Below are 23302 nucleotides of genomic sequence, written 5' to 3'. Positions count from 1 at the left end.
TCAGCAATCTATTGCCTTGTCCCCCATCTGAGATTTCTTTCGCTATGCCTCAAAACAAGTTACCAGCCACAGATTCTGGAATCTTTCTGTGGATGACGTACCATGCAATGAAGCAAGCTGGGCTAGACTGCGCGGCAATCTTTGCCAGTGTAGGTATGCCGGATTCGCCACCAGACCCCAACGTGCGTCAAATCAACTCACCTCAAGGGCAATTTTGGGCAGCTGCTGAAAAAGTCAGCGGAGATCCCGATATCGGACTGCATATCGGTGGAGCGATGCCCGCTTTTCGGGGTCAAGTCATCGAATATCTTTTCTTGAGCAGCCCTACCTTTGGTGAGGGGCTGGAGCGCACGCTTCGTTACCATCGTCTTCTCACGGATGCACTGCATATTAAGTTTAGAATTGAAGGAGATAGCGCGATTCTCTATGGCTTTGAGCATCCAGTCAGACACTACTTAGAATGCGCAGTTGCGGCATTGATCACGTTTCTATGGCACGTTACTGACTCGAAATTTCAGGCTCAAGAAATCTGCTTCATCTACGAAAAAGGCGCATCTGCTATAGACTATGAACGTATCTACCGCTGCCCAGTGCATCTTGGGGCGGATGAGGGCATCATTCGCTTTGATGCAAAGTTTCTAGAACGCCCCTCACCAGCAGCTGAACCGCAACTCTTGACTGTACATGAAAACCTGGCACTGCAACGTATATCCGATTTGGATCGTCGTGAATTGGTTCATAAAATTGAAGGTGAGTTAGCTGGTTTACTGGAACTTGGAGAGGTCACGCTGGAAAGTGTTGCAACCCTACTGAATAAAAATCCACGCACTTTGCGTGCAGATCTAGCCCATATCGGAACCCACTTTAATGACGTTGTAGCGAATTACCGTAAACGTTTAGCACAGCAGCTATTGGCCCAGACTCAAGCCCCTTTAGATCAAATCGTTTATCAAACAGGATTTTCAGAACCTTCTGCATTTATCCGGGCATTTAAACGTTGGACGGGTGAAACCCCGATGAGCTACCGCGCACGTAAGCAACCTGAAGGTAAGCATTGACTGACGTAATGTGAGCATTGACTACGGAGCCATGTGTAATTTGTCGCTACGATCAATTATTTTTGAGAAACACTGCTCTATACTGATCATTAATTGTTAATCCGATGCTTCTTTATCCAAGAACTCCATCAAATCTCTGCGCCTAAACCTCGGTTGTTTTGAGCCAGCCAGACTAAAACTCATCGCCTTTGTCAAAGATAAATTATGGATAGCCTTGATCACTTTGGATACTAAGTTCGACATCGTTAATCTGTTTTCAGAATTAACTATATGAAAGGTATTCCCGACTGATCGGCTCACTATGTTGAGGTTCATGAAATGAATGCAGCCGTTCACCCAAATCATCATCCATTAAAAGCACGTCGTGTCGAATTTGATCTATCCAATTCACCACTGCATTGGATTCCAAACGATGCCTTCGCGTCGCATGCGATCAATGGGGTTAATTTACTGCTGCCTGCTGGTGAGTTCTGGTTCTGCCGCATTTTTAATAAAGCCCTACCCTATGTAACCGACCCCATTCTACGTTCTGATGTGCAGGGTTTTATCCGCCAAGAGGCCATTCATGCGCGTGCTCACGCAAGTGCCCAAGACTTTCTTCATGCGCATGGCATGAATACAGATGAAGTACTAGGCCGTGTCAACTGGCTCTTCGAGGAGCTATTAGGAGATGCCCCTTTAGGAATATCGGCGCTGAAACTCAAATCCCTTGAAAAACCCTGGCTCATCTTACGTGTAGGTATCATTGCAACCATTGAACACTTCACTGGCGTTCTGGGTCAGTGGTCATTGGATAATACCTCATGGGATCTTGCTGATCCTGTCGTTGCTGATCTATTTCGCTGGCATCTCGCAGAAGAAGTCGAGCATCGTACCGTTGCATTTGATTTATACGAGCATCTCTGCCAAAACCAACTCGGGTTTTATGTGAGTCGACAAGCGCTAATGGCGGCCGTATTCCCGCTATTCCTCTACTTCTTGGCATCGACTGGGCGCAATCTTGCACGTCAAGATACTGATGCAGAAAGTCTCAAACTCGGTAAACAATCTCTATTACGCCTAGTGCTTAAACTGGAAACCGTTGGGCGTAAAACAGAGAATGTGCCTAAGTTAAGCTTCCTGACGCTTGCAACAATTCGTTGGATTTCTCCAAAATTTAATCCGATTGATGAAGGGAATACCCAGCAAGCGCTCGATTACTTTGCAAAATCTCCAGCAGTGCAAGCCATCAAGACGTATTAAATGATCAGGCCCCAATGCATACCAAAACAATTTGCATTGGGGCTTTACTATAAATCGATACCCTCATAAAACTCTAAAAAATGATTCTTTTCTTTATTTTATGATTTTCTGATCCTTGAAAAGAACTTTACAAAAACTGCTCGCATCATCCCCAAACTGCTTTATACTTTTAGATCAACTAATAACACGATGTATTCATGTCTACAGCTTCGTCTGGCAACACCACGTCTTTATCAACACAAGCAAATCTTCCTCTACAAAATGGCTTGTTCTTATATGCGCATCCTGACGCGCATCATAGCCATCGTGTTAGATTGGCATTGGCTGAAAAAGACATCGAATACACCCTGATCCTCGTCGATCCCGATGATCGTCCTGAAGACCTCGCTGCGCTAAACCCCTATAACACACTGCCCACTTTGGTTGAACGCGAATTACGCCTGTTTGAAAGTCGTATCATCTTAGAATACTTAGATGATCGCTATCGCCAGACTCGCTTACATCCCGACTCTCCGAGCGCACGGGCATTGGTGAAACAATATGCGTGGCGGATTGAGCGCGATTGGCTCGTCGCAGCAGATATTTTGCTGACAGACCCCTCATCGCTAGATGTCAAGAAAGCAGCAGCAGCCAGAAAAGCCCTGACTGATTCGTTGATTAGCTTATCACCACTATTTGGACATCAGCCGTATTTCTTAAGTGATACCTTCGGCCTATGTGATTGCTTGCTGGCTCCAGTACTATGGCGTTTGCCACAAATGGGGATACAGTTGACACCTAATTTGGCCAAACCGCTGCTCACCTATTGCCAACGTCTATTTGATCGCCCCGCATTTGTTCGCTCGCTTACCGCGCAAGAACGCGCCAGAAACCGAGATTAGTAACAATCTAACAAGTTGGTCAAATATTGCTGTAAAATTCAGCCTATCTGCAATGCCTTAACGTCGAGTTGAACCTATAAACTGCGAGAGTTCATCATGAACACACCCATAACTGTCACCCCAACACGCCCCTACCTTGTGCGTGCGATCTATGAATGGATCAATGACAATGCGCTAACGCCTTATCTATTAATCAATGCGGAAGAACATGGTGTATTTGTCCCACAGCAATATATCAAAGACGGTCAAATTGTACTGAATATCGCACCACATGCGGTTCAACAATTACTAATGGACAATGATTCCGTCGGATTTAGCGCACGATTTGGCGGGGTTTCCCAACAAGTTTATGTCCCGATTCGCGCCATCATGGGACTCTATGCCCGTGAGAATGGTCAAGGCTTATTCTTTGATGCCAGCGAATATCCAGCCGAACATGAAGATGATACTGCGCTATCCAGTGACCAAGAGCGCTCTGCGGATGAAGTAGAAGCACCGAAAAAGCCAAGCTTGCGTGTTCTGGACTGATCACACCTCTTCAGCACGTTTTAATGATGTAAATTTTTCTGAATTTCATCTATGTAATAGATGATTTCAGTGATGAATTTGTCATTCAGCCATGCTACCTTTGATGCCTTACTCATTCATGGATTCAAGTTTGTCTTTTATGCTTGTAATGGAGTACATCAAAAAAACGAGCGACTCACGAACTCAATGAAAAGTTGGTATTTATGCCACTTGGCGATGAGAGAAACTGATCAAGCTTATCAAACCATTATTCATCAAAGATGATCTACAACAAGACGTTTACCATCATGGTTTGTCATAACTTTGCATAAATAAAGAGAGAGGAATTTGAAAATGACGTTATCTTTGCTACAGCACTTACGCGAAACTCAGGGTGCAGGACTTGTTAGCGAAACAACACAGCATTTTGGTCTTGGAATGGATAAGGCGACAGGATTTATTAACGCCGCGCTTGCTCTTGTGGTTGGACGTTTGGTCAATCTGAATCAAACTCAAGGAACGAGCAAAGTTCTCGAAATTTTAGACAAACAAGATACTGCAGCACTTTGGCAAGACACCGATTTTTCAGAAGCCCACAAAGAACTGACGTCCTTAGGCGGTCTTGATGATGCGACAAGTCTACAGGCACTCAACCTCGTCGCAGATCGCAGCTTAAAAGCCATTCATAGCTTGGAGCAAACCGCCAGCCTCGGTAAAGAAGGCATGAGCGAACTACTGGATGGTCAAGCAGAGCACCTACAAGGTCATTTCCCTGATTGGATCTATGCTGCTGCAGGTTTACCGGCATTGATTGGTGCTGCGGCATACAATACAGTCAAAGAAAGTGTAGCCAGCCTCGGCAGCATCTTGCGTCAAGCGGGTGATGCAATTGCCGATACGGCATCTGAAGTGGCTCAAAAAGCCTCTGAGGTCACCTCGACTGCTGTGGATACTGCTTCTGAAGCGGCATCCAGCGTTGCGGATAAAGCCAGCGAAGTCACCACAAGTGTCGTTGAAGGCGCTTCAAATATTGCTGCGAAAACCTCGGAGGCCACTGTCGCAGCTGTGGCTGCAACGGGCGCTGCCGCAGCATCTGCTGCTCATCTTGCGGGCGATGCGGTTCATAAAACTGCAGCGGCAGCGGGTGATACTGTTGCCAAGGTTGGTACAGCAGCCTCTCAAGCGGTGAAAGAACCAGCTTCTTTCTTCCTACGCGCACTCCCGTGGGTTGCTGTGATTATCCTGATCATTTTGGGTCTACTCTTCTGGAAAGGATGCCAACAACAAACCGTACCTGTGGCGGCATCTACGACCCCAGCCGCTAGCACGACTCCAACAACATTAGCTCCAGCTACACTTTCCTTGCATACCGGTGCACATGGTGAGCTTCTGAACTGCCAAGGTACTGTTGGCAACGCAGATCTGCAAAAGAATTTTATTGAAGCCGTTCAAGCTCAATTTGGACCAGCTGCAAAATGCGATCTGAAAATTGACAGCACTTATGCAACGTCATTTGCAGGCCTAGCCGGTTTAAGCGAAGCATTGGGTGCAATCAAAGCATCGCCGAATACCAGCTTAGAATTGAGCGGTGACAACGTCGTCGTCAATGGTCCAGACCAAACTGAAATTGCAAAACTGATTGACCGTCTAAAAGCCCTATTTGGTACGGGTGTGACCGTAACTGCCGCTGCACCACTGGATGCAGCGACTGCAGTCAGCAATAGCGTTAAAGCAGCGACTGATGCACTATCATCAATCAAAGCCACTGATGCAAAAGCAGAAGATGTGATTCATGCGTTAAATCTGCAAGTGATCAACTTCCCTACGGGTGGTGCAACTCTGCCTGCAGAAAACAAAGCGGTGCTCGATCAAGCCGCAACGCTGATCAAAGCGATTCCAAGCCTCAAACTTGAAATCACAGGTCATACCGACTCTACAGGCGACGAAAAAGCAAACGTTGCGCTCTCTGAGCAACGTGCTAAGTCTGTTGCGGCTTATCTCGTCAGCAAAGGTGTTAATGGCTCTGCGTTAACTGCTAAAGGTTTAGGCTCAAGCAAACCAATCGCAGACAATGCAACCGAACAAGGTAAATTTCAAAACCGTCGCATTAGCTTTGCGCTGGTCGGTGCTGGATCGTAATTGATCAGAATCTGCATAAAAAAGGACTGCTTATGCAGTCCTTTTTTATGCATACAATCACTCGAACCACTTCAACTTATCCCGTAGCTTCACCACTTCACCGATGATCGTCAGCGTTGGTGCAGGAACATGCTGCCCTTCGATCAAATCTGCAATCGTTGCGATCGTGCCCACAATTACTTGCTGATCGGGGGTTGTTCCTTTGCTGATTAAAGCTACAGGCATATCCTCACGTAAACCATGTGCGATTAGCTGTTTACAGATATTCCGTAATCCAACCAGCCCCATATAGAGTACCAAGGTCTGATTCTCATATACCAACTCATCCCATGGTAACTCGGGTGAACCTTCTTTAAGATGACCCGTCAGGAAGCGCACGCTCTGTGCATAATCACGATGAGTGAGTGGAATCCCCGCATAAGCACTACAGCCAGACGCGGCAGTAATTCCGGGAACGACTTGGAATGCAACGTTAGAAGCAACCAGCTCTTCAATCTCTTCGCCACCACGTCCAAAGATAAAGGGATCACCACCTTTCAAGCGACAAACCCGCTTGCCTTCTTTAGCCAAGCGCACCAGCAGTTGATTGATATCTTCTTGCGGCACGGCATGATCAGCACGAGCCTTGCCAACATAAATACGATCGGCATCCCGGCGAACTAGCGCTAAGATCGGTGCTGACACCAAACGATCATAGACCACCACATCGGCCTGCTGCATCAGTCTTAAGGCTTTAAAGGTCAATAGATCAGGATCACCGGGTCCCGCACCAACCAGATAGACTTCGCCTTGTTGCTGTGCATTCGCTTGCCAATCGGCAAGAACCTTAGGCATCGCGGCATCTGCTGCTGCGCGTAAGCCATTCAGCACCTGCTCACCAATCGTGCTGGCATAGAGGTTTTCCCAAAATATGCGTCGCTGATTTGGGTTTACGATTGCGGCTTTGACCTGCGGTCGCCAATCACCAGAAAACTTTGCAAGCTCGCCAAATTTCTCAGGAATCAGAGACTCAATCTTGCTACGCAATTGACGTGCAAGCACAGGAGATGCCCCACCGCTGGATACGGAAAGCACTAACGGCGAACGATCAATAATGGCAGGAATCATAAAACGACAATGCGGTGGATCATCAACCGAATTCACCAAAATATTCAGCGCTTCACTCTCTTCAAAAACTTGGCTGTTCACTGCAGGGTCATCCGTAGCAGCGATCACCAAGCGATAAGGTTTCAAATCATGATCTGAAGAATAGCTTGCCAAAGTCACCAATCCACCACTGGTCTGCGCGAGTTGCACAAGCTCAGGCAATACGTCCGGCGCAATGACATGGAGTATGGCACCCGCTTGAACCAGCAGATCCGCTTTGCGGCGTGCAATAGCTCCCCCGCCAACCACCAAACACAGTTGACCAGTCAGCTTGAGAGCTATGGGTAATACATCCATACAAATTCATCCGGCTAATGAGGCATCGCCCTTTGGCTATTTGTCCCGCCTTTATCCGGCGGGCTTTCTTATCAAAAATAGTATGGCTTTTAAAACTATTTAATGAACTCAAGTCCGCCGACATATGGACGCAAAGCAACAGGAACATTGATCGAGCCATCGGCTTGCTGATGGTTTTCCATGAGCGCCAATAATGTACGACCGACTGCCAAACCTGAGCCATTGAGGGTATGCACAAACTCAGTTTTCTTATCCGCTTTATAACGTGCCTTCATACGGCGCGCTTGGAAGTCGCCAAACATAGAGCAGCTTGAAATTTCACGGTACGTGTCTTGGCTCGGTAACCAGACTTCAAGATCATAGGTTTTTGCTGCTGAGAAACCCATATCGCCACCACAGAGCAGCACTTTGCGATAAGGCAGCTCAAGCGCTTGTAAAATGGCTTCCGCTTGACCAGTCAGTGTCTCAAGCGTCTGTAGTGAATCTTCAGGTTTTACAATCTGCACCAGTTCCACTTTCTCAAACTGATGCTGACGAATCAGACCACGTGTATCACGACCATATGATCCCGCTTCACTGCGGAAACACGGTGTATGCGCGACAAACTTTAAAGGGAGGGTCTTTTCATCAATGATCTCATCACGCACTAAATTGGTGACAGGCACTTCTGCGGTAGGGATCAGATAATAAGGTTTTTCACCAGACAACTTAAATAAATCTTCTTCAAATTTAGGGAGTTGACCTGTACCTTTTAAACTGTCGGCATTCACGAGTAAAGGGACATAAACTTCGGTATAGCCATGTTTTTCAGTATGGAAGTCCACCATAAACTGAGCCAACGCACGTTGCAGGCGCGCCAATGGCCCTTTGAGTACACTAAAACGTGAACCAGTAATTTCTGTGGCTTTGGCAAAATCCAAACCACCCATTTGTTCGCCCAAATCGCTATGATCCTTGATTGGGAAATCAAATTGACGCGGTGTACCCCACTTGCTAATTTCAACATTGTCTTTTTCATCAGTACCCACAGGCACAGAGTCATCCGGCATATTCGGGATGCTCAAAGCATGGGTTTCAATTTCCAGTTGCAGCGCATCAAACTCTGCTTCAACAGCCTTTACTTCCTCACCAACCGCTTGCATACGCGCCATGAGTTCTGAGGCATCACCACCCGCCTTTTTGATCTGACCAACTTGTTTCGCCCCATTGTTACGCTCGGCTTGTAACGTCTCAGTGCGTCCCTGCAAATCTTTACGGCGTGACTCAAGCGATGCCCAGAGTGCTGCATCAAGTTGCAAGCCACCCCGTTTGTTTAAAGCCGCGTTGATGACATCCAGTTGATTGCGCAGTAATTTAGGGTCTAACATCGTAAAGTCCGTAATATCGTCAAAGCCAAAGGCCAAAAAGGGAATAAGTAAAATCTATACACGATAGTGTAAGGGGTTTAATCCGTGATGGGTAGATGGTCGACATACAATCACTTTTATCCCAACCATCCCACGCCATCACGAATCAGCCATCAACCGCAATCCTACAATCAGTGCCCTGAAGCTGGTGATTTACGACGCGGTGGACGGCTGCTTGGCGCATTGCCATTTGGTTTGCCGCCTTGTGGCTTCTGTTGATTGCTATAAGGATTTTGACCGCCACCACCTGCAGGTTTTGCACCACCGTTTAAATTACTACGCGGATTTCCTTTTGGGCCATTTTTATGGTCACGTGGGGGGCGTTGTACTTGCGGTTTACGCAGCGGTTCCGCTTTGATTTTTGGGTCGACCTCAAAGCCTTTGATTACACGCTGTTCAAGCTTGCGCTTCATCAGTTTTTCAATATTGGCCAGTAGGCCAAGCTCATCAATACACACCAGCGAACAGGCCTCACCTTCACTGCCTGCACGCCCTGTACGACCGATACGATGCACATAATCCTCAGGGGTATTGGGAAGCTCATAGTTTACGACGTGTGGAAGTTGATCAATGTCGATTCCACGCGCTGCAATATCGGTTGCGACCAACACTTGCAAACGGCCCGCTTTGAACTCGCTGAGCGCACGCTCACGCGCGGCCTGACTCTTATTGCCATGGATCGCCATGGCGGAGATACCGCTTTTATCAAGCTGCTCAGCTAAGCGATTGGAACCATGTTTGGTCCGAGCAAAGACTAATACTTGTTCCCAACGATTGGTAGTGATCAGATGCTCAAGCAAGGCACGTTTACGCTCACGGTCAACGGGATGAACGACTTGGCTGACCAGTTCCGCAGGCGCATTTTGCTTTGCGACTTCAATATAGACTGGATCATTCAAAATCCCTGCGGCTAAGGTTTTAATCTCTGCGGAGAACGTTGCCGAGAATAAAAGGTTCTGACGGACTTTAGGCAATAACGGCAGAATTCGACGAATATCACGAATAAAGCCCATATCCAGCATACGGTCCGCCTCATCAAGCACCAGCGTATCAACACCAGACAAATCAATGGTTTTCTGTCCAATATGATCAAGTAGACGCCCAGGCGTCGCCACCAGAATATCGACACGGCGATTCAAACGTTCTTTCTGTGGATTGATATTCACACCACCAAAAATCACTGTCGATTTGACATCAATATGTTGCCCATAAACACGAACGCTTTCTTCCACTTGCGAAGCCAGTTCACGTGTCGGGGTAAGAATCAACGTGCGAATCTTGGCTTTATGCGGTACACGTGAAAAATCAATACGGGAGAGCAATTCAAGAATAGGGAGCGTAAAACCCGCCGTCTTTCCTGTACCCGTTTGCGCAGCCGCCAAGAGATCACGGCCCGCAATCACTGCAGGAATGGCTTCTATCTGGATCGGGGTTGGCGAGGTATAACCCTGCGCTTCAAGCGCACGAACGATTGCTGGGGACAAACCAAGTTGTGCAAATGTTTTCTGCGCAGGTTGCGCCGGATCAATGGGCTGTGTTGCAGATGTTGCTAAAGAATCATTTACCACTAAAGACATAAAATACCGCTCATCATTCAAGGCGTGGTTGCAATTGAGCTGTCGTGTTGTGATGTATTCCACGATGTCAATACGCAACATAAACGTCATTATAACAGCTTCGGCTTAGGCATTGTTCGTAGTATAGTCAAGCCTGTCGAATGACATGGCGAATGTTGTTTTTTGTCACTGACACAATCCAATTTTTACTTTATCTTCATCCTGTTGTAAATTTAAGCTGTAATTCATCACAACTTAAATTTTATAAGCTACGCATTCAATTTGTAGCCATTAAAAAGGGTATCAACGTGAGCTTGCTCAATAATTTTTTGGTCATCGGCATCCTTGTGATTTTTGGTGCCTTCTTATCCATGTCCGAAATCTCCATCGCTGCAGCACGCAAAATCAAACTGAAAATGCTGCATGCTGAAGGTCAGCTTGATGCGCAAAAAGTACTGACCCTGCAAGATCAAGCAGGGAACTTCTTTGCCGCTGTGCAAATCGGCCTGAATGCCATCGCCATCTTGGCGGGGATCATCGGTGAAGCCGCATTTACCCCGTATATTGAATACTTTATTGGCCAGTTTTATCGCGGTGAAGCGCTCCCAACGATCAGCTTTATTCTCTCATTCCTGTTTGTGACATCAATGTTTGTGCTGTTCGCAGATTTGATGCCTAAACGTATTGCCATGACTTCGCCCGAGCAAGTGGCGATTCGCTTGGTTAATCCGTTATTGCTCTTTATCAAAGCCTGTACTCCTTTAATATGGTGCATCAATGGCTTAGCCAATGGTTTATTTAAACTATTCAATATCTCTACTGTGCGCAATGATGAAATCACCTACGACGATATCGCGGCCATGGTGGATGCAGGGGCACAAGCTGGGGCCATTCAAAAACAAGAACTGCACTTGATTGAAAATGTTTTTGAGCTGGAATCACGCACCGTCCCCTCATCCATGACCTCGCGCGAAAGTATTGTTTACTTCACCTTGAAAGAAAATGGTGAAAGTTTAAGACAAAAAATTGCCGCACATCCTCATTCAAAATTTCTGGTCTGTGATCAAACCATCGATAGCGTGGTTGGCTATGTGGATACCAAAGATATCCTGCTCCGGATTATCAACAACCAACCTCTTGCTCAGATCAATGAAGCAACCATTCGTAATGCGCTCATGATTCCTGACTCTCTGACCTTATCGGAGCTATTAGAACGTTTCAAAATCACCCGCGAAGACTTTGCCGTAGTGATTAATGAGTATGCGCTGGTTGTCGGCGTAATCACGCTCAATGATGTCATGAGCACGGTCATGGGCGATTTGGTCAGTCAGCATCAAGAAGAACAGGTGGTACAACGCGATGAAAACTCCTGGTTAGTCGATGGTGTAACGCCGATTGAAGATGTCAAACATGCGTTAGGCATTGCTGAATTTCCTGATGAAGAGAACTACGAAACCATTGCTGGTTTTATCATGTATATGCTGCGCAAGATCCCGAAACGCACTGATTTTGTTGAATTCGGTGAATTCAAGTTTGAAGTTGTCGATATTGACAACTATAAGATCGATCAGTTGCTCGTGACTCGCCTGACGAACGTACCCAAGAAAACGTCATAAATATTAATTTTCACTCAACATCACGCTACAAGGACGTTCCTTTTATGAAAAAAGCGGTTTTTATTACGGGCGCAGGCGCAGGGATTGGTCAAGCCACTGCACGTGCTTTTGCAGAACTCGGATGGTTTGTTGGCCTCTACGACCGTGATGAAGCTGCGGTGAAGAAACTCGCACTAGAATTTGGCAGTGAAAATGCCTTGGCAGGAAAACTCGATGTCACTGATGCGAAAGGCTGGGAGAAATCTTTAGCGATATTTTTTGGGCGAACCAATCGCTTGGATGCATTGATCAATAATGCAGGGGTTTTATATTCCGGCCCTTTTGAAAACATTAGTATTCAACAGCACAAACAAATTTTTGACGTAAATGTCCAAGGCGTCGTCAACGGCTGCCACAGTGCATTGCAATACTTAAAGCAAACCCCTCACTCTCGGGTGGTCAATGTCTCTTCAGCCTCTGCAATTTATGGACAGCCCAGTCTTGCAACTTACTCTGCCAGCAAATTTGCGATACGGGGTTTAACCGAAGGATTGGATAATGAGTGGCGCACTTACGGCATTCGTGTAGTCGATGTGATGCCACTGTTTGTGCAAACAGCCATGGTCACTGATATGGATGCCGCAAGTATCCGTAAATTGGGTGTCCACCTCACCCCACAAGATGTAGCGGCTGCAATTGTCCGCGTGGCTACCGCCCGTTCATTACTTACACCGACCCATACACCAGTCGGCTTATCAACGCGAGTACTCTATGCCATCTCAGGCCTCGCACCAGACCGCTTGAATCATTGGCTCAATGGTTTTGTTGGCAAGTAAGAACGATTAAAGCCCTTCTCATTGCGAGAAGGGCTCTTGCAAGTCAGCATTACTGATCAATGACATCGACGCCTTTAGGGGGTACGAACTGGAATTGACTGTTCGCAATGACTGGATTCAACTTCGCATCGCTAAATACCACTGTGGTCTGCTGCCCCAAAGAGTCAGCAAGCACCATCTGGGTGGGGATATTGCCTTCAAAGCGAATGGCTAGACTTTCAAAGACCCCATCCTTCGCACGTGGGTAGAGCACAAAATATGGAATTGCATTATTCGGCTGCGTCACTTTATAGGACTTCATAATCTGTGCGGCATTGCCTGACAGTAACAATGCCGGTGTATTGCTCATTTGCTCATCTAAAGTCTGACGCGTGGCCTGTTGTAAGTCAGGATCATAGATCCATACGGTTTTACCACTGGTTACGATCAATTGCTTCATCGGGCTTGTAGTCTCCCAGCGAAACAATCCCTGACGCTTCACCTGCATCACCCCACTAAACGTTTGCCCCAGATGACTCGACTTGAGCCCAGCTTTAGACGAAGCCACCTGCTTAGAAGGTGCGGTTGCCTTTGTGGTTTGACTAAAATTGGCTTGTAAACTGCCTAACTTATTTAACAAAGCATTCAATGATGTCGTTGCTTGCGCTTCAGTGGCGGCCACTTGAGTCGTCATTTGTCCTGCTGCAGGCGCAGCACTGGCAATAACGGGCCAGACCGCAGCGGTATTAAAAGCCAGAAGAATCGCCAATGAACGTTGCAAGTGACGCATATTTTTCCCCAATTTAAATGTGTAAATTCAATCGCCTCTATCTATGGGGCTATTTTGCAGATTGTTGCGGTGGCTTTCTAGGGCTGTTTTGTGTGGAGTGATATCAGAAAGGTTGGATTTGGTAAACATTAAGGATGAATCTTGCACGATCACCTATATAGCTATCCTTAAAAACAACATCGTAAAACAGGTCACGAGAATGATACATAGACCTCAAAAACGTTTATCATGACGAGCCAGTAATTGAAATCTGCGCAATTAAAAAAGAAGTGATATCGTCAAGGATGATCGATAGTAATGCAGACTTTATATACACATCGGCCAAACGATATGTTGGAAAACAGAATGCCGTACCAGATTCACCAAATTTTAAAAAAAATTTGTCTATTCATATTGTTGTGCTGCTTTTCCGAAGTCTATGCGGCGCCTACGGACATGGGCAACGGTACAACATCGAATAAAGATGAAGAAGTCAAACGCACAGTGCTTGGGATTATGAGCTATACCCGCTGGGTTCCGCCACCTACACCGATTAATCTGTGCATCGTGACGCCCACAAAACATTCAAGCTTACTTGAGAAACTCGACGCATCAGAAACTATGAATAAAATCGTCGTCTCTAAACAAAACTATGATGCCAATACGCTCGCTAGCCAGTGTGACGCGATTTATTTTGGAGATATTTCTCCTAACGACCAGCAAAAAGTCATCGCAGCACGACAGAGTAAGCCCATTCTCATCATCAGTGAAAATAATCCAAACTGCGAGGTAGGCAGTAGCTTTTGTTTGAATTTAGAGACCTCACCCATTACTTTTACAGTCAATCTTGACTCACTGACACGCAGCGGCGTACGCGTCGACCCAAACGTTTTGCTGCTGGGGCGCAAGAAAAAGGCGGCGCAATGAAAAGAACATTTTTTAGCACCATCATTGGCTCTCAGACCCAACCCACGTTAAAGCACATCTTTAAGCGTACGCACTTTGTCGTCCTTTTGATTGCATTGCTTATCTGCGGCTTTTCTCTATCTGTATTGTCCTTGTTTGCACTCGATAATTATGCCAAGAAAAATTTGCAATTGATCGCCAGCACTGTCAGTTACCGAGTTGAAGCTGGAGTCGTGTTTAATGATCGCCCCGCTATTCAAGAAACGATTGACCAACTGGCCTATCGCGATGACTTCTCTACCATTCGAATCGAGGACATCCATGGCCAGGTTTTAGCCGAGCTCAAAAACACCAAAAAAGGCTCTTTTGATACGCTGGATCAGCTCTTTAATCACTTTATGTTTTTGAATCCAACATCGGAAGCGATTAAACATGACGATGAGACCGTAGGGACCGTCTGGGTTTCAGGCAACTCTAAAGTCATTACCAAATTTTTAAGTCAGGTCCTGTTGGGACTCGTGCTTTGTCTGGTGATTACACTCATCTCTGTCAGCTATTTTTCATATCGCACGCACGGCTATATTGTTCAATCTTTTGAAAAAATGACGACAGTAGCGAATCTAGTCCGAGAACAACGTGCCTTTAATCTCAGACTCCCTAAGGCAAAAATTCAAGAACTCGACGAACTCAGCCAAGACTTCAATAGTTTATTAGACGAAATTGAACTCTGGCATCAAAACTTGAAACAAGAAAACGATACGCTGACCTATAAAGCGCAGCATGACAGTCTGACTGGGCTACCCAATCGGGGCTACTTTGAAACGCGCTTAGAGTCATTGTTTCATCAAGCCAAAGACAGCTCACAGCTTGCCTTGCTATTCTTTGACAATGATCGTTTTAAAGAAATTAATGATACTTATGGTCATGCTGCAGGTGATTTTGTTTTAACCCAAACCAGCGTTCGCCTACAATCTCGCTTACGCCAAAAAGATTTTTTGGCGCGCTTAGGTGGGGATGAATTCGCAGCAATCTTGCCGCAAATCGTTGATGAAAAAAATGCCATCATTGTGGCTGAGGCGATTCTTGAGACCCTGAACGACCCCATTTACTTACCCAATGGACAGCGTTTGTTTATTCATCTCAGTATTGGGATTGCGCTATCAAAAGATTGTCAAACGCCGGAACAGTTACTGGCAAAAGCCGACGCGGCCATGTATCACGCCAAACGATCGCCAAGTAATAGCTGGTATCTATCCGATTAAAATACCCTAAACCCACTTGCTCTCTTTCAAGCAATCACGATCCAAGGAGTTTATTTTGAAACGTTATATGAGTTTTCTAAAAATCGGCAGTTGTATTGCACTCGTACTTTCGATCACCGCGTGTCAAAACCTCAATGGTCTTTCAAGAAAGCAAGTTGCCGTCCTCAAAAGCCAGGGCTTTGTTCTACAACAAGAAGGCTGGACTCTAGGCTTGCCTGAAAAACTTCTCTTCAACAGCAATGAATCAGATATCAAACCTGAAACCGCTCAAACCATTACTGGTGTCGGTCAGCAACTGACTAAAGTCGATGTCACCCATTTACTGGTCAATGGCTACACGGACAATACTGGCGCAGCAGCCTATAACCAAGAATTATCTCTCAAACGGGCGCAAGCCGTTGCCGAACCATTAATTAAAGGCGGTATCCCTGCCAAAGATATCCAGGTCGTTGGACGTGGTGAAGCAAATCCTATTGCGGATAATGCAACGCCAGAAGGACGCAGTGAGAATCGCCGCGTTGCCATTATTGTGAAAACTCAATAAACGACATATAAAAAAATCCGCCTTTCGGCGGATTTTTTATTTCAATACAAACAAATATTTAAATATTATGCTTGAACTGGATCGACGATCACGTAGCGACGACCGAATGCACCTTTAACCGCAAAACGGAGGATGCCATCAGCAGTTGCAAACAGAGTGTGATCGCGACCCATACCGACGTTTGCGCCAGCATGGAATTCAGTACCGCGTTGACGCACAATGATGTTGCCAGCGACGATTTTTTGGCCGCCGTACATTTTCACACCAAGCATCTTAGGATTGGAATCGCGACCGTTACGGGTTGATCCACCAGCTTTTTTATGTGCCATGAGTTTTAGCTCCTCAAGCGAAAAATAAGTTTAAAAACAAAATCAACAATTAAACCAGAAACAAATTTACGAATTACAGAGTAATTGCAGTAATTTTGATTTCGGTGAACCACTGACGATGACCTTGTTCTTTGTGGTAATGCTTACGACGGCGATGCTTAACGATACGGATCTTATCATGGCGACCATGGCTCAGGATTTCGTAAGTTACGCTTGCACCAGCAACAGTCGGCGCACCGATTTGGATGTTATCACCATCCACAACCATCAATACTTCACTATCAGTGATGCTTGCACCAGTTTCTGCTTTCAGCAGTTCAACTTTCAAGTATTCACCAACGGTTACACGGTGCTGTTTACCACCGCTTTGAATCACTGCATATGCACTCATATTACACACTCAACTATTACCCGTGTTCGCGGTGCCGATACGAAAGATGTTTCGGGCTTCAAACCTGCGTCACTGGGTTGATTCATACAAATCATTAGACCGCGCATTGTAGAGATTTTACTTAGCTACGACAAGCAATATTTTGCACATTTTATCACCAGATTACGCAAAATATTTGTTCAATACGCGATGGGCTGGATGAATAAGCATAAAAAATGCATTCTTGAGACTAGAAGTTGCAACAAGACGCGGTTAGCATGGAGTGACATGATGTTTATAAACGTGATTCTGTTTGGAAATTTCCAAATCTATGCATCTATTTAAGGTGCCCCCTTTTGATCTATGGGCTTTTCGCTTTTAGTTAAAATTAAATTCGTTAAAGCGTGCTTTTAAATGAGCAGCTATGAGCAGCGTTAAATATGACCGACTTCAATAGTATTTTACAGCCTGTCGCCGATGATTTCGCCGCAATGGATCATTTTATCAAAACAGGAATCAACTCCAAAGTTCCATTGGTGCTGCAAGTCAGTAGTTATGTCGTGGAAGCAGGCGGTAAACGCATGCGTCCTCTCATGTCATTACTGGCCGCCCGTGCTTGTGGTTTTGACGAAAGCCAACAAGATGAGAAACACAGCAATCATAATTTGAAATTGGCTGCCATTATCGAAATGCTACATACCGCGACGCTCGTGCATGACGATGTCGTTGATGAGTCTGGATTGCGCCGTGGTCGTCCAACAGCCAATGCCACATGGACCAATGCAACAGCCGTTTTAGTGGGCGACTACTTGATTGCTCGTGCGTTTGATTTGTTGGTGAGCTTAAAGGATTTAGAACTGCTGCATATTATGTCGAGTGGCACTTGTGAAATTGCCGAAGGAGAAGTCCTGCAATTACAGCATCAGCACAATCCCGACTCGACTGAGGCAGACTACTTACAGATCATTTATGGCAAAACCTCGCGACTGTTCATGATTGCAACCGAAGGCGCAGCCCTACTTGCCCATACCGAACATCTGCGAGCACCGTTAAAAGCCTATGGTGAACATTTCGGCAATGCGTTCCAGATCATCGATGATATTTTGGATTACACCTCGGATGCTGCAACACTGGGTAAAAATATCGGTGACGACCTAGCTGAAGGTAAACCCACACTGCCATTGATTGCTACCATGCAGCGGGTGCACAACAGCGATAACGAGATGATTCGCCGCAGTATTCAAACTGGTGGCCTGAGCGATTTAGATAAAATTGTGCACTTGGTGAAAACCAGCGGCGGGCTAGAATATTGCCAGTTCCGTGCAAAGGAAGAAACCGAGCTGGCTATTGCGGCTTTGGCGCCACTCCCCGATTCAATCTATAAAGAATCTCTGATCAACTTGGCAAAATTGGCGTTGTCACGCCTGAATTAAGTCCCTAACGGCATGCATCGTCAAAAAAACAGCATGCATGCCGTATTCAAAAAATGTAACAAAATAACAAGAGCTTATTCAACAAACAACAAAATTTAAATATATTCAAATACTTGATTTAATTCCAAACTATTCATCCCCTTAAAACAACCACTCATCGTCAATAAACAACCACGGTTTGATACAGACAGTTTCATAAACTTGCTCTACAGTGGTTTGTACAAATGCATTATGAATAAGCAATTTTTTGAATGCTTTCAAAAGTTTTGTTTTCAAAAGCCTAAAAAAACCTCTTGCTACATTTGAATCGGTACACATCAGCTTATGCCAGAAGAATCAATTATTATCATGCATGCCAGTATGCCTAAAGCATCCTTGGAGAATCTTGAACCAGCGCTTAAATTGCTGATCGGTGAGATGCAGTCGCAGGTCGCTACTGATGCTCCTTCGATACAACCCTTGTTTGATCTGATTGAGCAAATACGACCCGCTTCCAGCCATAACCCGATTGAAATTGAAGATCGGCTTGAAATACTGATTGACTTATTGGAAGAGAAAACCGAGCTAGGCAGTATTTTTGCCGACTATATGCTGTCTTTGCTACGACTCTACTCACCCGCTCGTCTGTATAGTGATATCGGGATATTGGCCAATGATGGTTTCTTTACCGCACTGACCCAACGCTTAATCTGGCATGTCATTCCGCCGATGCAGTTGGACAATCAAGTCGATACCTTGTTCAATACTGTTTTTTACAAAGAAAGCGATGAACGTTGGCTCAATCACATCAAACCTCAGCAGTGGTATCGCCTGATTCATTGCTTGGCGACCTCCGAACCGGATGATGAATTGCTGCATTCTGCGCAGCACCAATTGCTTAATGCACTGATGGTCATCTCTTATCGCATCACGGCGATGGGCTTGGAACCCGAACTCATTCGCATCGACCCCACTATTGATGAGTTTGAGTCGCCATTCATGGCACAAAATCGAGAAGTGATTGATTTTGTTGAAAGCTATCAACCGCTTTATTTACGTGAAATCAATAATACCAATACAGTCATACCCGATGAAAACCCATCGGACGAAGCCTTATCGCAAATTCCTGATGAACGCCCAACCGCGGTGATGATTGAACAATGCCGCGACATTCTTTTTCGCCTGCGTAAAAATACCAAGCGTTACGGGGTAAGCATTCGTCTCACCAATCTGATGATTCGGATTGAGCAAAGTTTGACGCGAATGGAACTACTGTTTGAACTATTGTTAAGTTTTCAGCGTATTCCCTATGTCGAACAGACCAACAATAAACTCTCATCTGAGATCAGTACAGAGAAAAATCCTGCTGACAAAGCGATCCTGAAAAACATTCAGGTGATCTACTCCGAAAACCCTTTGCTCACCACACTGCAACTATTACTTCATGAACAAAAAAGTCATGCCAGTATCCGTGACTTGATCTCCACCAACACCGAGTTAATGGCACTCCAAGTCACTGAGAATGCCAGTAAAACAGGTGGCCACTATGTCACGGATGATCGTAAGGGCTATTTTGGCATGTTGCGCTCTGCAATGGGCGCAGGAGCAATCATTGCCTGCATGGCAACAATCAAGGTTCTGCTTGGCCGAGTAGCGCTCGCGCCTTTCATCAAAGCGCTTACCCAAAGCATGAACTACTCGTTTGGGTTTATGCTGATCCATGTGCTGCACTTCACAGTAGCCACCAAGCAACCCGCAATGACAGCCGCAGCTATAGCGGCAACGGTGCACCAAGGCGGTAAAACCAAACAGACACAATTAACCCAGCTTGCGGATCTGGCACGTTTGACGGTCAATATCATGCGGACTCAGTTTATTGCCATCATTGGCAATATCTCGGTTGCGATGCCAATCGGCCTCCTGATTGCCTATTTATGGCAGACACTGCTAGGCCAGCAACTCCTCACCCCTCAAAAAGCCCATGTGCTCTTACATGACATCAACCCCTTTGAATCACTGGCAATCCCTCATGCCGCGATTGCAGGAGTTTGCTTATTTTTATCGGGACTCATCGCAGGCTATTACGATAACTTAGCGGTTTATCACTCTGTCGGGACACGCCTGCGTCAGCATCGACGTTTAAAGAACATGATGTCACCAAAACGTCTAGATAAAGTCTCGACTTATATTGAAAATAATTTAGGAGCTTTGGCCGGTAATTTCTGGTTTGGGATCATGCTCGGCAGCATGGGAACTGTAGGCTACATTCTAGGCTTACCGCTTGATATCAGGCATATCGCCTTTGCTTCGGTTAACTTTGCCCAATCGGTGTTTACCTTGCGTGCGGACATCGACCTGTCGACCGTATTGATCTCCTTTCTCGGTGTCCTGTTAATTGGGATGACCAACTTGCTCGTCAGTTTCTCACTTGCACTGTTTGTCGCACTCAAAGCACGCCGAGTATCCTTTAACCAATGGATTCCTCTGGGTCAGTTGATTCTGAGTCACTTTTTTACCAGACCTTCTGACTTCTTCTTACCCCCAGCCACCCAGAGTCAAACCGATAACTATACGACTGCGGATAATCCTTCTGAGAGTTCTGCAGTACTGGCTCCAAAAGCAAAACAATCCGAACCCCAAGCCCATTAGCGAGATATATTTGATGGACTAAGATTCGGTTTTCGGGAGATGTGTTTATGGAAAGTCTACTCTTGCAGGGAACCGTTGTTGAGGCCCTCTATGCGGGGAAATTACAAACCTTGATGCCCGAAGGCCAGCAGACGGGGATATTCAAAGACCCGATCTCATCGGCAGAGATTAACGAGCTCGGTATAGTGGGTGATATCCAAGCCGACAAACGGGTGCATGGTGGGATAGATAAAGCATTGCATCAATATGCGCTCAGCAGCTATCAATCCATTACACAGCACTATCCAGATCTCAGCGGCATCGCCGTTGCTGGTTCAATTGGTGAGAACATTTCCAGCCAAAGCCTGGATGACACGAATGTTCATATTGGGGATATTTATGAAATGGGATCCGTCATTGTTCAGGTGTCCCAGCCCCGTAGCCCATGTTGGAAGATCAATCACCGCTTCGACACTCACCTTTTGTCTCAATTTATTGCAGAGCATTACATCACGGGATGGTATTACCGGGTTTTGCGCTCAGGGAAAATTCATGTCGGCGATCCCATCAAACGATTAGAACGATTTGATCAGAGTTTAAGCATTGCCGAGTTCAACCGGATTGTGACCAGTCACCGGCCATTGCCCGAAGTTCTGGCGCAAGCCGCACAGTGTTCAGGTTTAGCCATAGATTGGAAAAACCGTCTGGATCATCGCATTGAATATTTGAATAAGAATTTATAACCGCGAGACTAGCTTTTCGGTCACAGTTCGGACATAATCTGTATTGATCGATACAAATTATGTGATCTTTCCTTTTGGAACCTGTTGAATGAAATGTTAAGTTTTGAAATTTAATCGTGAATGGCTCTTGCTTCATTCTGTACTAAGCAGTACTCTTTGCGATCTATACCATTCGGTACGTTTTTTGAAACAGTGCGATGTATCCTTGCTGAATTATGTTGCAACATCGTCTATATTGTTAGTTCTAATGATTTACCCAACAATTTTTCGAAAAAAACACTGTTTCACAGCACCGTCTTAACTGTCTTACACAATCAACATGTTAATGCTTCTGTTAATTATTGCGATTAGATCGCAACATCAATTCAGCAGTGCCTATGATCACAAGGGGTTGTTATGAAATCGCGCCATACTACATCAAATCAAATGTCCTATAAGAGCACGACAACTTGGTCCTCAGTATTAGTTCTCTCCACGCTCGCTGCAAGCATCGCTCTGACCAGTTGCGGTAAAAAAGACGCTGCTGCTGGAGGCGCAGGAGCCGGTGGTGCGGCTCCTTTGCCTGAAGTGACGGTCGTTGTCGCTCAGCGCCAGCCCGTCACCCAATATGTTGAGCTTGCTGGTCGCACTGCAGCTTATCAACTTTCCCCAGTGATTCCACAAGTAGGCGGCATCATCCAGAAGCGCTTATTCACTGAAGGTAGCATCGTGAAAGCTGGCGAGCCTTTGTATCAGATTGATCCAGCGATCCTGCGTGCAAACTTTGAAGCAGCACAAGCATTGGTTCAAAAGAACAAAACCAATCTAGCGACGCTGCAAATTACCAGCAAACGTTATAAGGATCTGATCGCCAGCAACGCGGTGAGTAAACTGGACTATGACAATGCCGTACAAGCTGCAGCATCCGCAGAAGCCGACCTCGCACAGAGCCAAGCCTCTCTACGCAGTGCTCAAATTAATCTCGAATACACCACTGTACGCTCACCCATTACTGGGCAAAGTGGCGTTTCTAATGTGACTGCAGGGGCTCTCGTCACTGCAAACCAGAGCACTCCACTGGTCACGGTTCAGCAGATGGATCCGATGTATGTGGATATCAGTCAGTCTAGTGCCGATATGCTCAAATTGCGTCAACAAATTCAGTCTGGATCACTGCGTAAACCAGATAGCGCAACGATTAGCTTAACACTGGAAGATGGTAGCCCTTATCCGATCAAAGGCCGCCTTGAGTTTTCAAACGCCAGCGTAGATCAGGCGAGTGGCTCCGTTATCCTGCGCGCTTTGGTGCCAAATCCAAATGGATTACTTCTGCCAGGCATGTATGTTAAAGCTAAGCTGAATCAAGGTGTTGCTAATGATGCTTTCTTGATTCCACAACCTGCCGTTTCGCATACGCCTAAGGGTGAGGCATCCGTCATTGTGGTTGCGCCAGACGGTACGGTTAGCCCACGTATCGTGCAAACATCAGTCACTCAAGGTGATAAATGGATCGTCACGGGTGGCTTACAAGATGGTGACCGCCTTGTAGTCGAAGGCTCACAAAAAATCAGACCGGGTGTGACTAAAGTCAAAGCAACTGTTGCAGCCCCAGAAGGTGCAGACGCTAATGCGAGTAATGCGCCTGTGAACGGTTCTGCAAAACCTGCAACCGCTCAGCCAGCCAAACCAACAGCTTCGGCTCATTCTTAAGGAGCGGT

The 23302-nt window shown here is 46.0% G+C and carries 20 protein-coding genes; 14 read left to right on the top strand and 6 right to left on the bottom strand.

Going from position 1 to position 23302, the window contains the following annotated elements; all coding sequences use genetic code 11:
- Positions 1–92: 92 nt before the first annotated feature.
- From HYN46_RS02255 to HYN46_RS02225, 5 genes are all read left to right on the top strand, one after another.
- Positions 93–1058, top strand: a complete 966-nt coding sequence (locus HYN46_RS02255; RefSeq protein ID WP_407640767.1) for an AraC family transcriptional regulator — start codon at positions 93–95, stop codon at positions 1056–1058.
- Between the two features lie 318 nt (positions 1059–1376).
- Positions 1377–2300: a metal-dependent hydrolase gene (locus HYN46_RS02245; RefSeq protein ID WP_114897913.1), complete on the top strand. Its 924-nt coding sequence runs from the start codon at positions 1377–1379 to the stop codon at positions 2298–2300.
- 197 nt (positions 2301–2497) lie between these two features.
- Positions 2498–3181, top strand: coding sequence for a glutathione S-transferase N-terminal domain-containing protein (locus HYN46_RS02240; protein WP_114897912.1), 684 nt, complete (start codon positions 2498–2500; stop codon positions 3179–3181).
- 96 nt (positions 3182–3277) lie between these two features.
- Complete coding sequence (locus HYN46_RS02235) at positions 3278–3709, top strand: ClpXP protease specificity-enhancing factor (RefSeq protein ID WP_114897911.1); 432 nt, start codon at positions 3278–3280, stop codon at positions 3707–3709.
- 333 nt (positions 3710–4042) lie between these two features.
- Entirely contained in the window at positions 4043–5827 is a 1785-nt protein-coding gene (locus HYN46_RS02225; protein WP_114897909.1) for an OmpA family protein, read from the top strand.
- A gap of 57 nt (positions 5828–5884) precedes the next feature.
- Here the strand turns inward: HYN46_RS02225 and cysG are convergent, their stop codons facing one another.
- From cysG to HYN46_RS02210, 3 genes are all read right to left on the bottom strand, one after another.
- Positions 5885–7270, bottom strand: a complete 1386-nt coding sequence (cysG, locus tag HYN46_RS02220) for a siroheme synthase CysG (RefSeq protein ID WP_114897908.1) — start codon at positions 7268–7270, stop codon at positions 5885–5887.
- A gap of 95 nt (positions 7271–7365) precedes the next feature.
- Positions 7366–8637 carry a serine--tRNA ligase gene (gene serS, locus HYN46_RS02215; protein ID WP_114897907.1) on the bottom strand — a complete coding sequence of 424 codons (1272 nt, stop codon included), beginning with the start codon at positions 8635–8637 and terminating at the stop codon, positions 7366–7368.
- 170 nt (positions 8638–8807) lie between these two features.
- Positions 8808–10253, bottom strand: coding sequence for a DEAD/DEAH box helicase (locus HYN46_RS02210; RefSeq protein ID WP_114897906.1), 1446 nt, complete (start codon positions 10251–10253; stop codon positions 8808–8810).
- 287 nt (positions 10254–10540) lie between these two features.
- Between HYN46_RS02210 and HYN46_RS02205 the strand changes: the two genes are divergently transcribed.
- Together HYN46_RS02205 and HYN46_RS02200 are read left to right on the top strand one after the other, a co-directional pair.
- Positions 10541–11848 (top strand): hemolysin family protein, encoded by a 1308-nt coding sequence (locus HYN46_RS02205; protein ID WP_114900530.1) that lies wholly within the window; start codon positions 10541–10543, stop codon positions 11846–11848.
- 44 nt (positions 11849–11892) lie between these two features.
- Positions 11893–12663, top strand: a complete 771-nt coding sequence (locus tag HYN46_RS02200; RefSeq protein ID WP_114897905.1) for an SDR family oxidoreductase — start codon at positions 11893–11895, stop codon at positions 12661–12663.
- Between the two features lie 49 nt (positions 12664–12712).
- On the opposite strand, the gene lolA is transcribed toward HYN46_RS02200, so the two are convergent.
- Positions 12713–13432, bottom strand: coding sequence for an outer membrane lipoprotein chaperone LolA (gene lolA / locus HYN46_RS02195; protein ID WP_114897904.1), 720 nt, complete (start codon positions 13430–13432; stop codon positions 12713–12715).
- A gap of 435 nt (positions 13433–13867) precedes the next feature.
- On the opposite strand from lolA, the gene HYN46_RS02190 reads away from it, so the two are divergent.
- Genes HYN46_RS02190 through HYN46_RS02180 form a run of 3 tightly spaced genes read left to right on the top strand, consistent with a single transcriptional unit; the run spans position 13868 to position 16123 of the window.
- Positions 13868–14338, top strand: a complete 471-nt coding sequence (locus HYN46_RS02190) for a YfiR family protein (RefSeq protein ID WP_162818063.1) — start codon at positions 13868–13870, stop codon at positions 14336–14338.
- Entirely contained in the window at positions 14335–15579 is a 1245-nt protein-coding gene (locus HYN46_RS02185; RefSeq protein WP_114897902.1) for a diguanylate cyclase domain-containing protein, read from the top strand. Before HYN46_RS02190 ends, HYN46_RS02185 begins: the two co-directional genes overlap by 4 nt.
- 55 nt (positions 15580–15634) lie before the next feature.
- The gene (locus HYN46_RS02180) at positions 15635–16123 is read left to right on the top strand and encodes an OmpA family protein (RefSeq protein ID WP_210009301.1); all 489 of its coding nucleotides are present in this window, start codon (positions 15635–15637) and stop codon (positions 16121–16123) included.
- 65 nt (positions 16124–16188) lie between these two features.
- On the opposite strand, the gene rpmA is transcribed toward HYN46_RS02180, so the two are convergent.
- Complete coding sequence (rpmA, locus tag HYN46_RS02175) at positions 16189–16452, bottom strand: 50S ribosomal protein L27 (RefSeq protein ID WP_114897900.1); 264 nt, start codon at positions 16450–16452, stop codon at positions 16189–16191.
- 73 nt (positions 16453–16525) lie between these two features.
- Entirely contained in the window at positions 16526–16843 is a 318-nt protein-coding gene (gene rplU / locus HYN46_RS02170; RefSeq protein ID WP_114897899.1) for a 50S ribosomal protein L21, read from the bottom strand.
- Positions 16844–17262: 419 nt separating this feature from the next.
- On the opposite strand from rplU, the gene HYN46_RS02165 reads away from it, so the two are divergent.
- The 4 genes from HYN46_RS02165 to HYN46_RS02150 all read left to right on the top strand — a co-directional run bounded on the left by HYN46_RS02165 (position 17263) and on the right by HYN46_RS02150 (position 23294).
- Positions 17263–18255 (top strand): polyprenyl synthetase family protein, encoded by a 993-nt coding sequence (locus HYN46_RS02165; RefSeq protein WP_114897898.1) that lies wholly within the window; start codon positions 17263–17265, stop codon positions 18253–18255.
- Between the two features lie 324 nt (positions 18256–18579).
- Positions 18580–20883 carry a site-specific recombinase gene (locus tag HYN46_RS02160; protein WP_114897897.1) on the top strand — a complete coding sequence of 768 codons (2304 nt, stop codon included), beginning with the start codon at positions 18580–18582 and terminating at the stop codon, positions 20881–20883.
- Positions 20884–20930: 47 nt separating this feature from the next.
- Entirely contained in the window at positions 20931–21605 is a 675-nt protein-coding gene (locus tag HYN46_RS02155; protein ID WP_114897896.1) for an MOSC domain-containing protein, read from the top strand.
- A 396-nt stretch (positions 21606–22001) separates the two neighbouring features.
- Positions 22002–23294, top strand: coding sequence for an efflux RND transporter periplasmic adaptor subunit (locus tag HYN46_RS02150; protein WP_114897895.1), 1293 nt, complete (start codon positions 22002–22004; stop codon positions 23292–23294).
- Positions 23295–23302 lie beyond the last annotated feature (8 nt).

It is taken from the genome of Aquirhabdus parva (assembly GCF_003351745.1).
In the GTDB taxonomy this organism is placed as follows: domain Bacteria; phylum Pseudomonadota; class Gammaproteobacteria; order Pseudomonadales; family Moraxellaceae; genus Aquirhabdus; species Aquirhabdus parva.
Note: the sequence above shows the minus strand (reverse complement) of the source record. Positions and strands in the feature narration are given on the sequence as shown.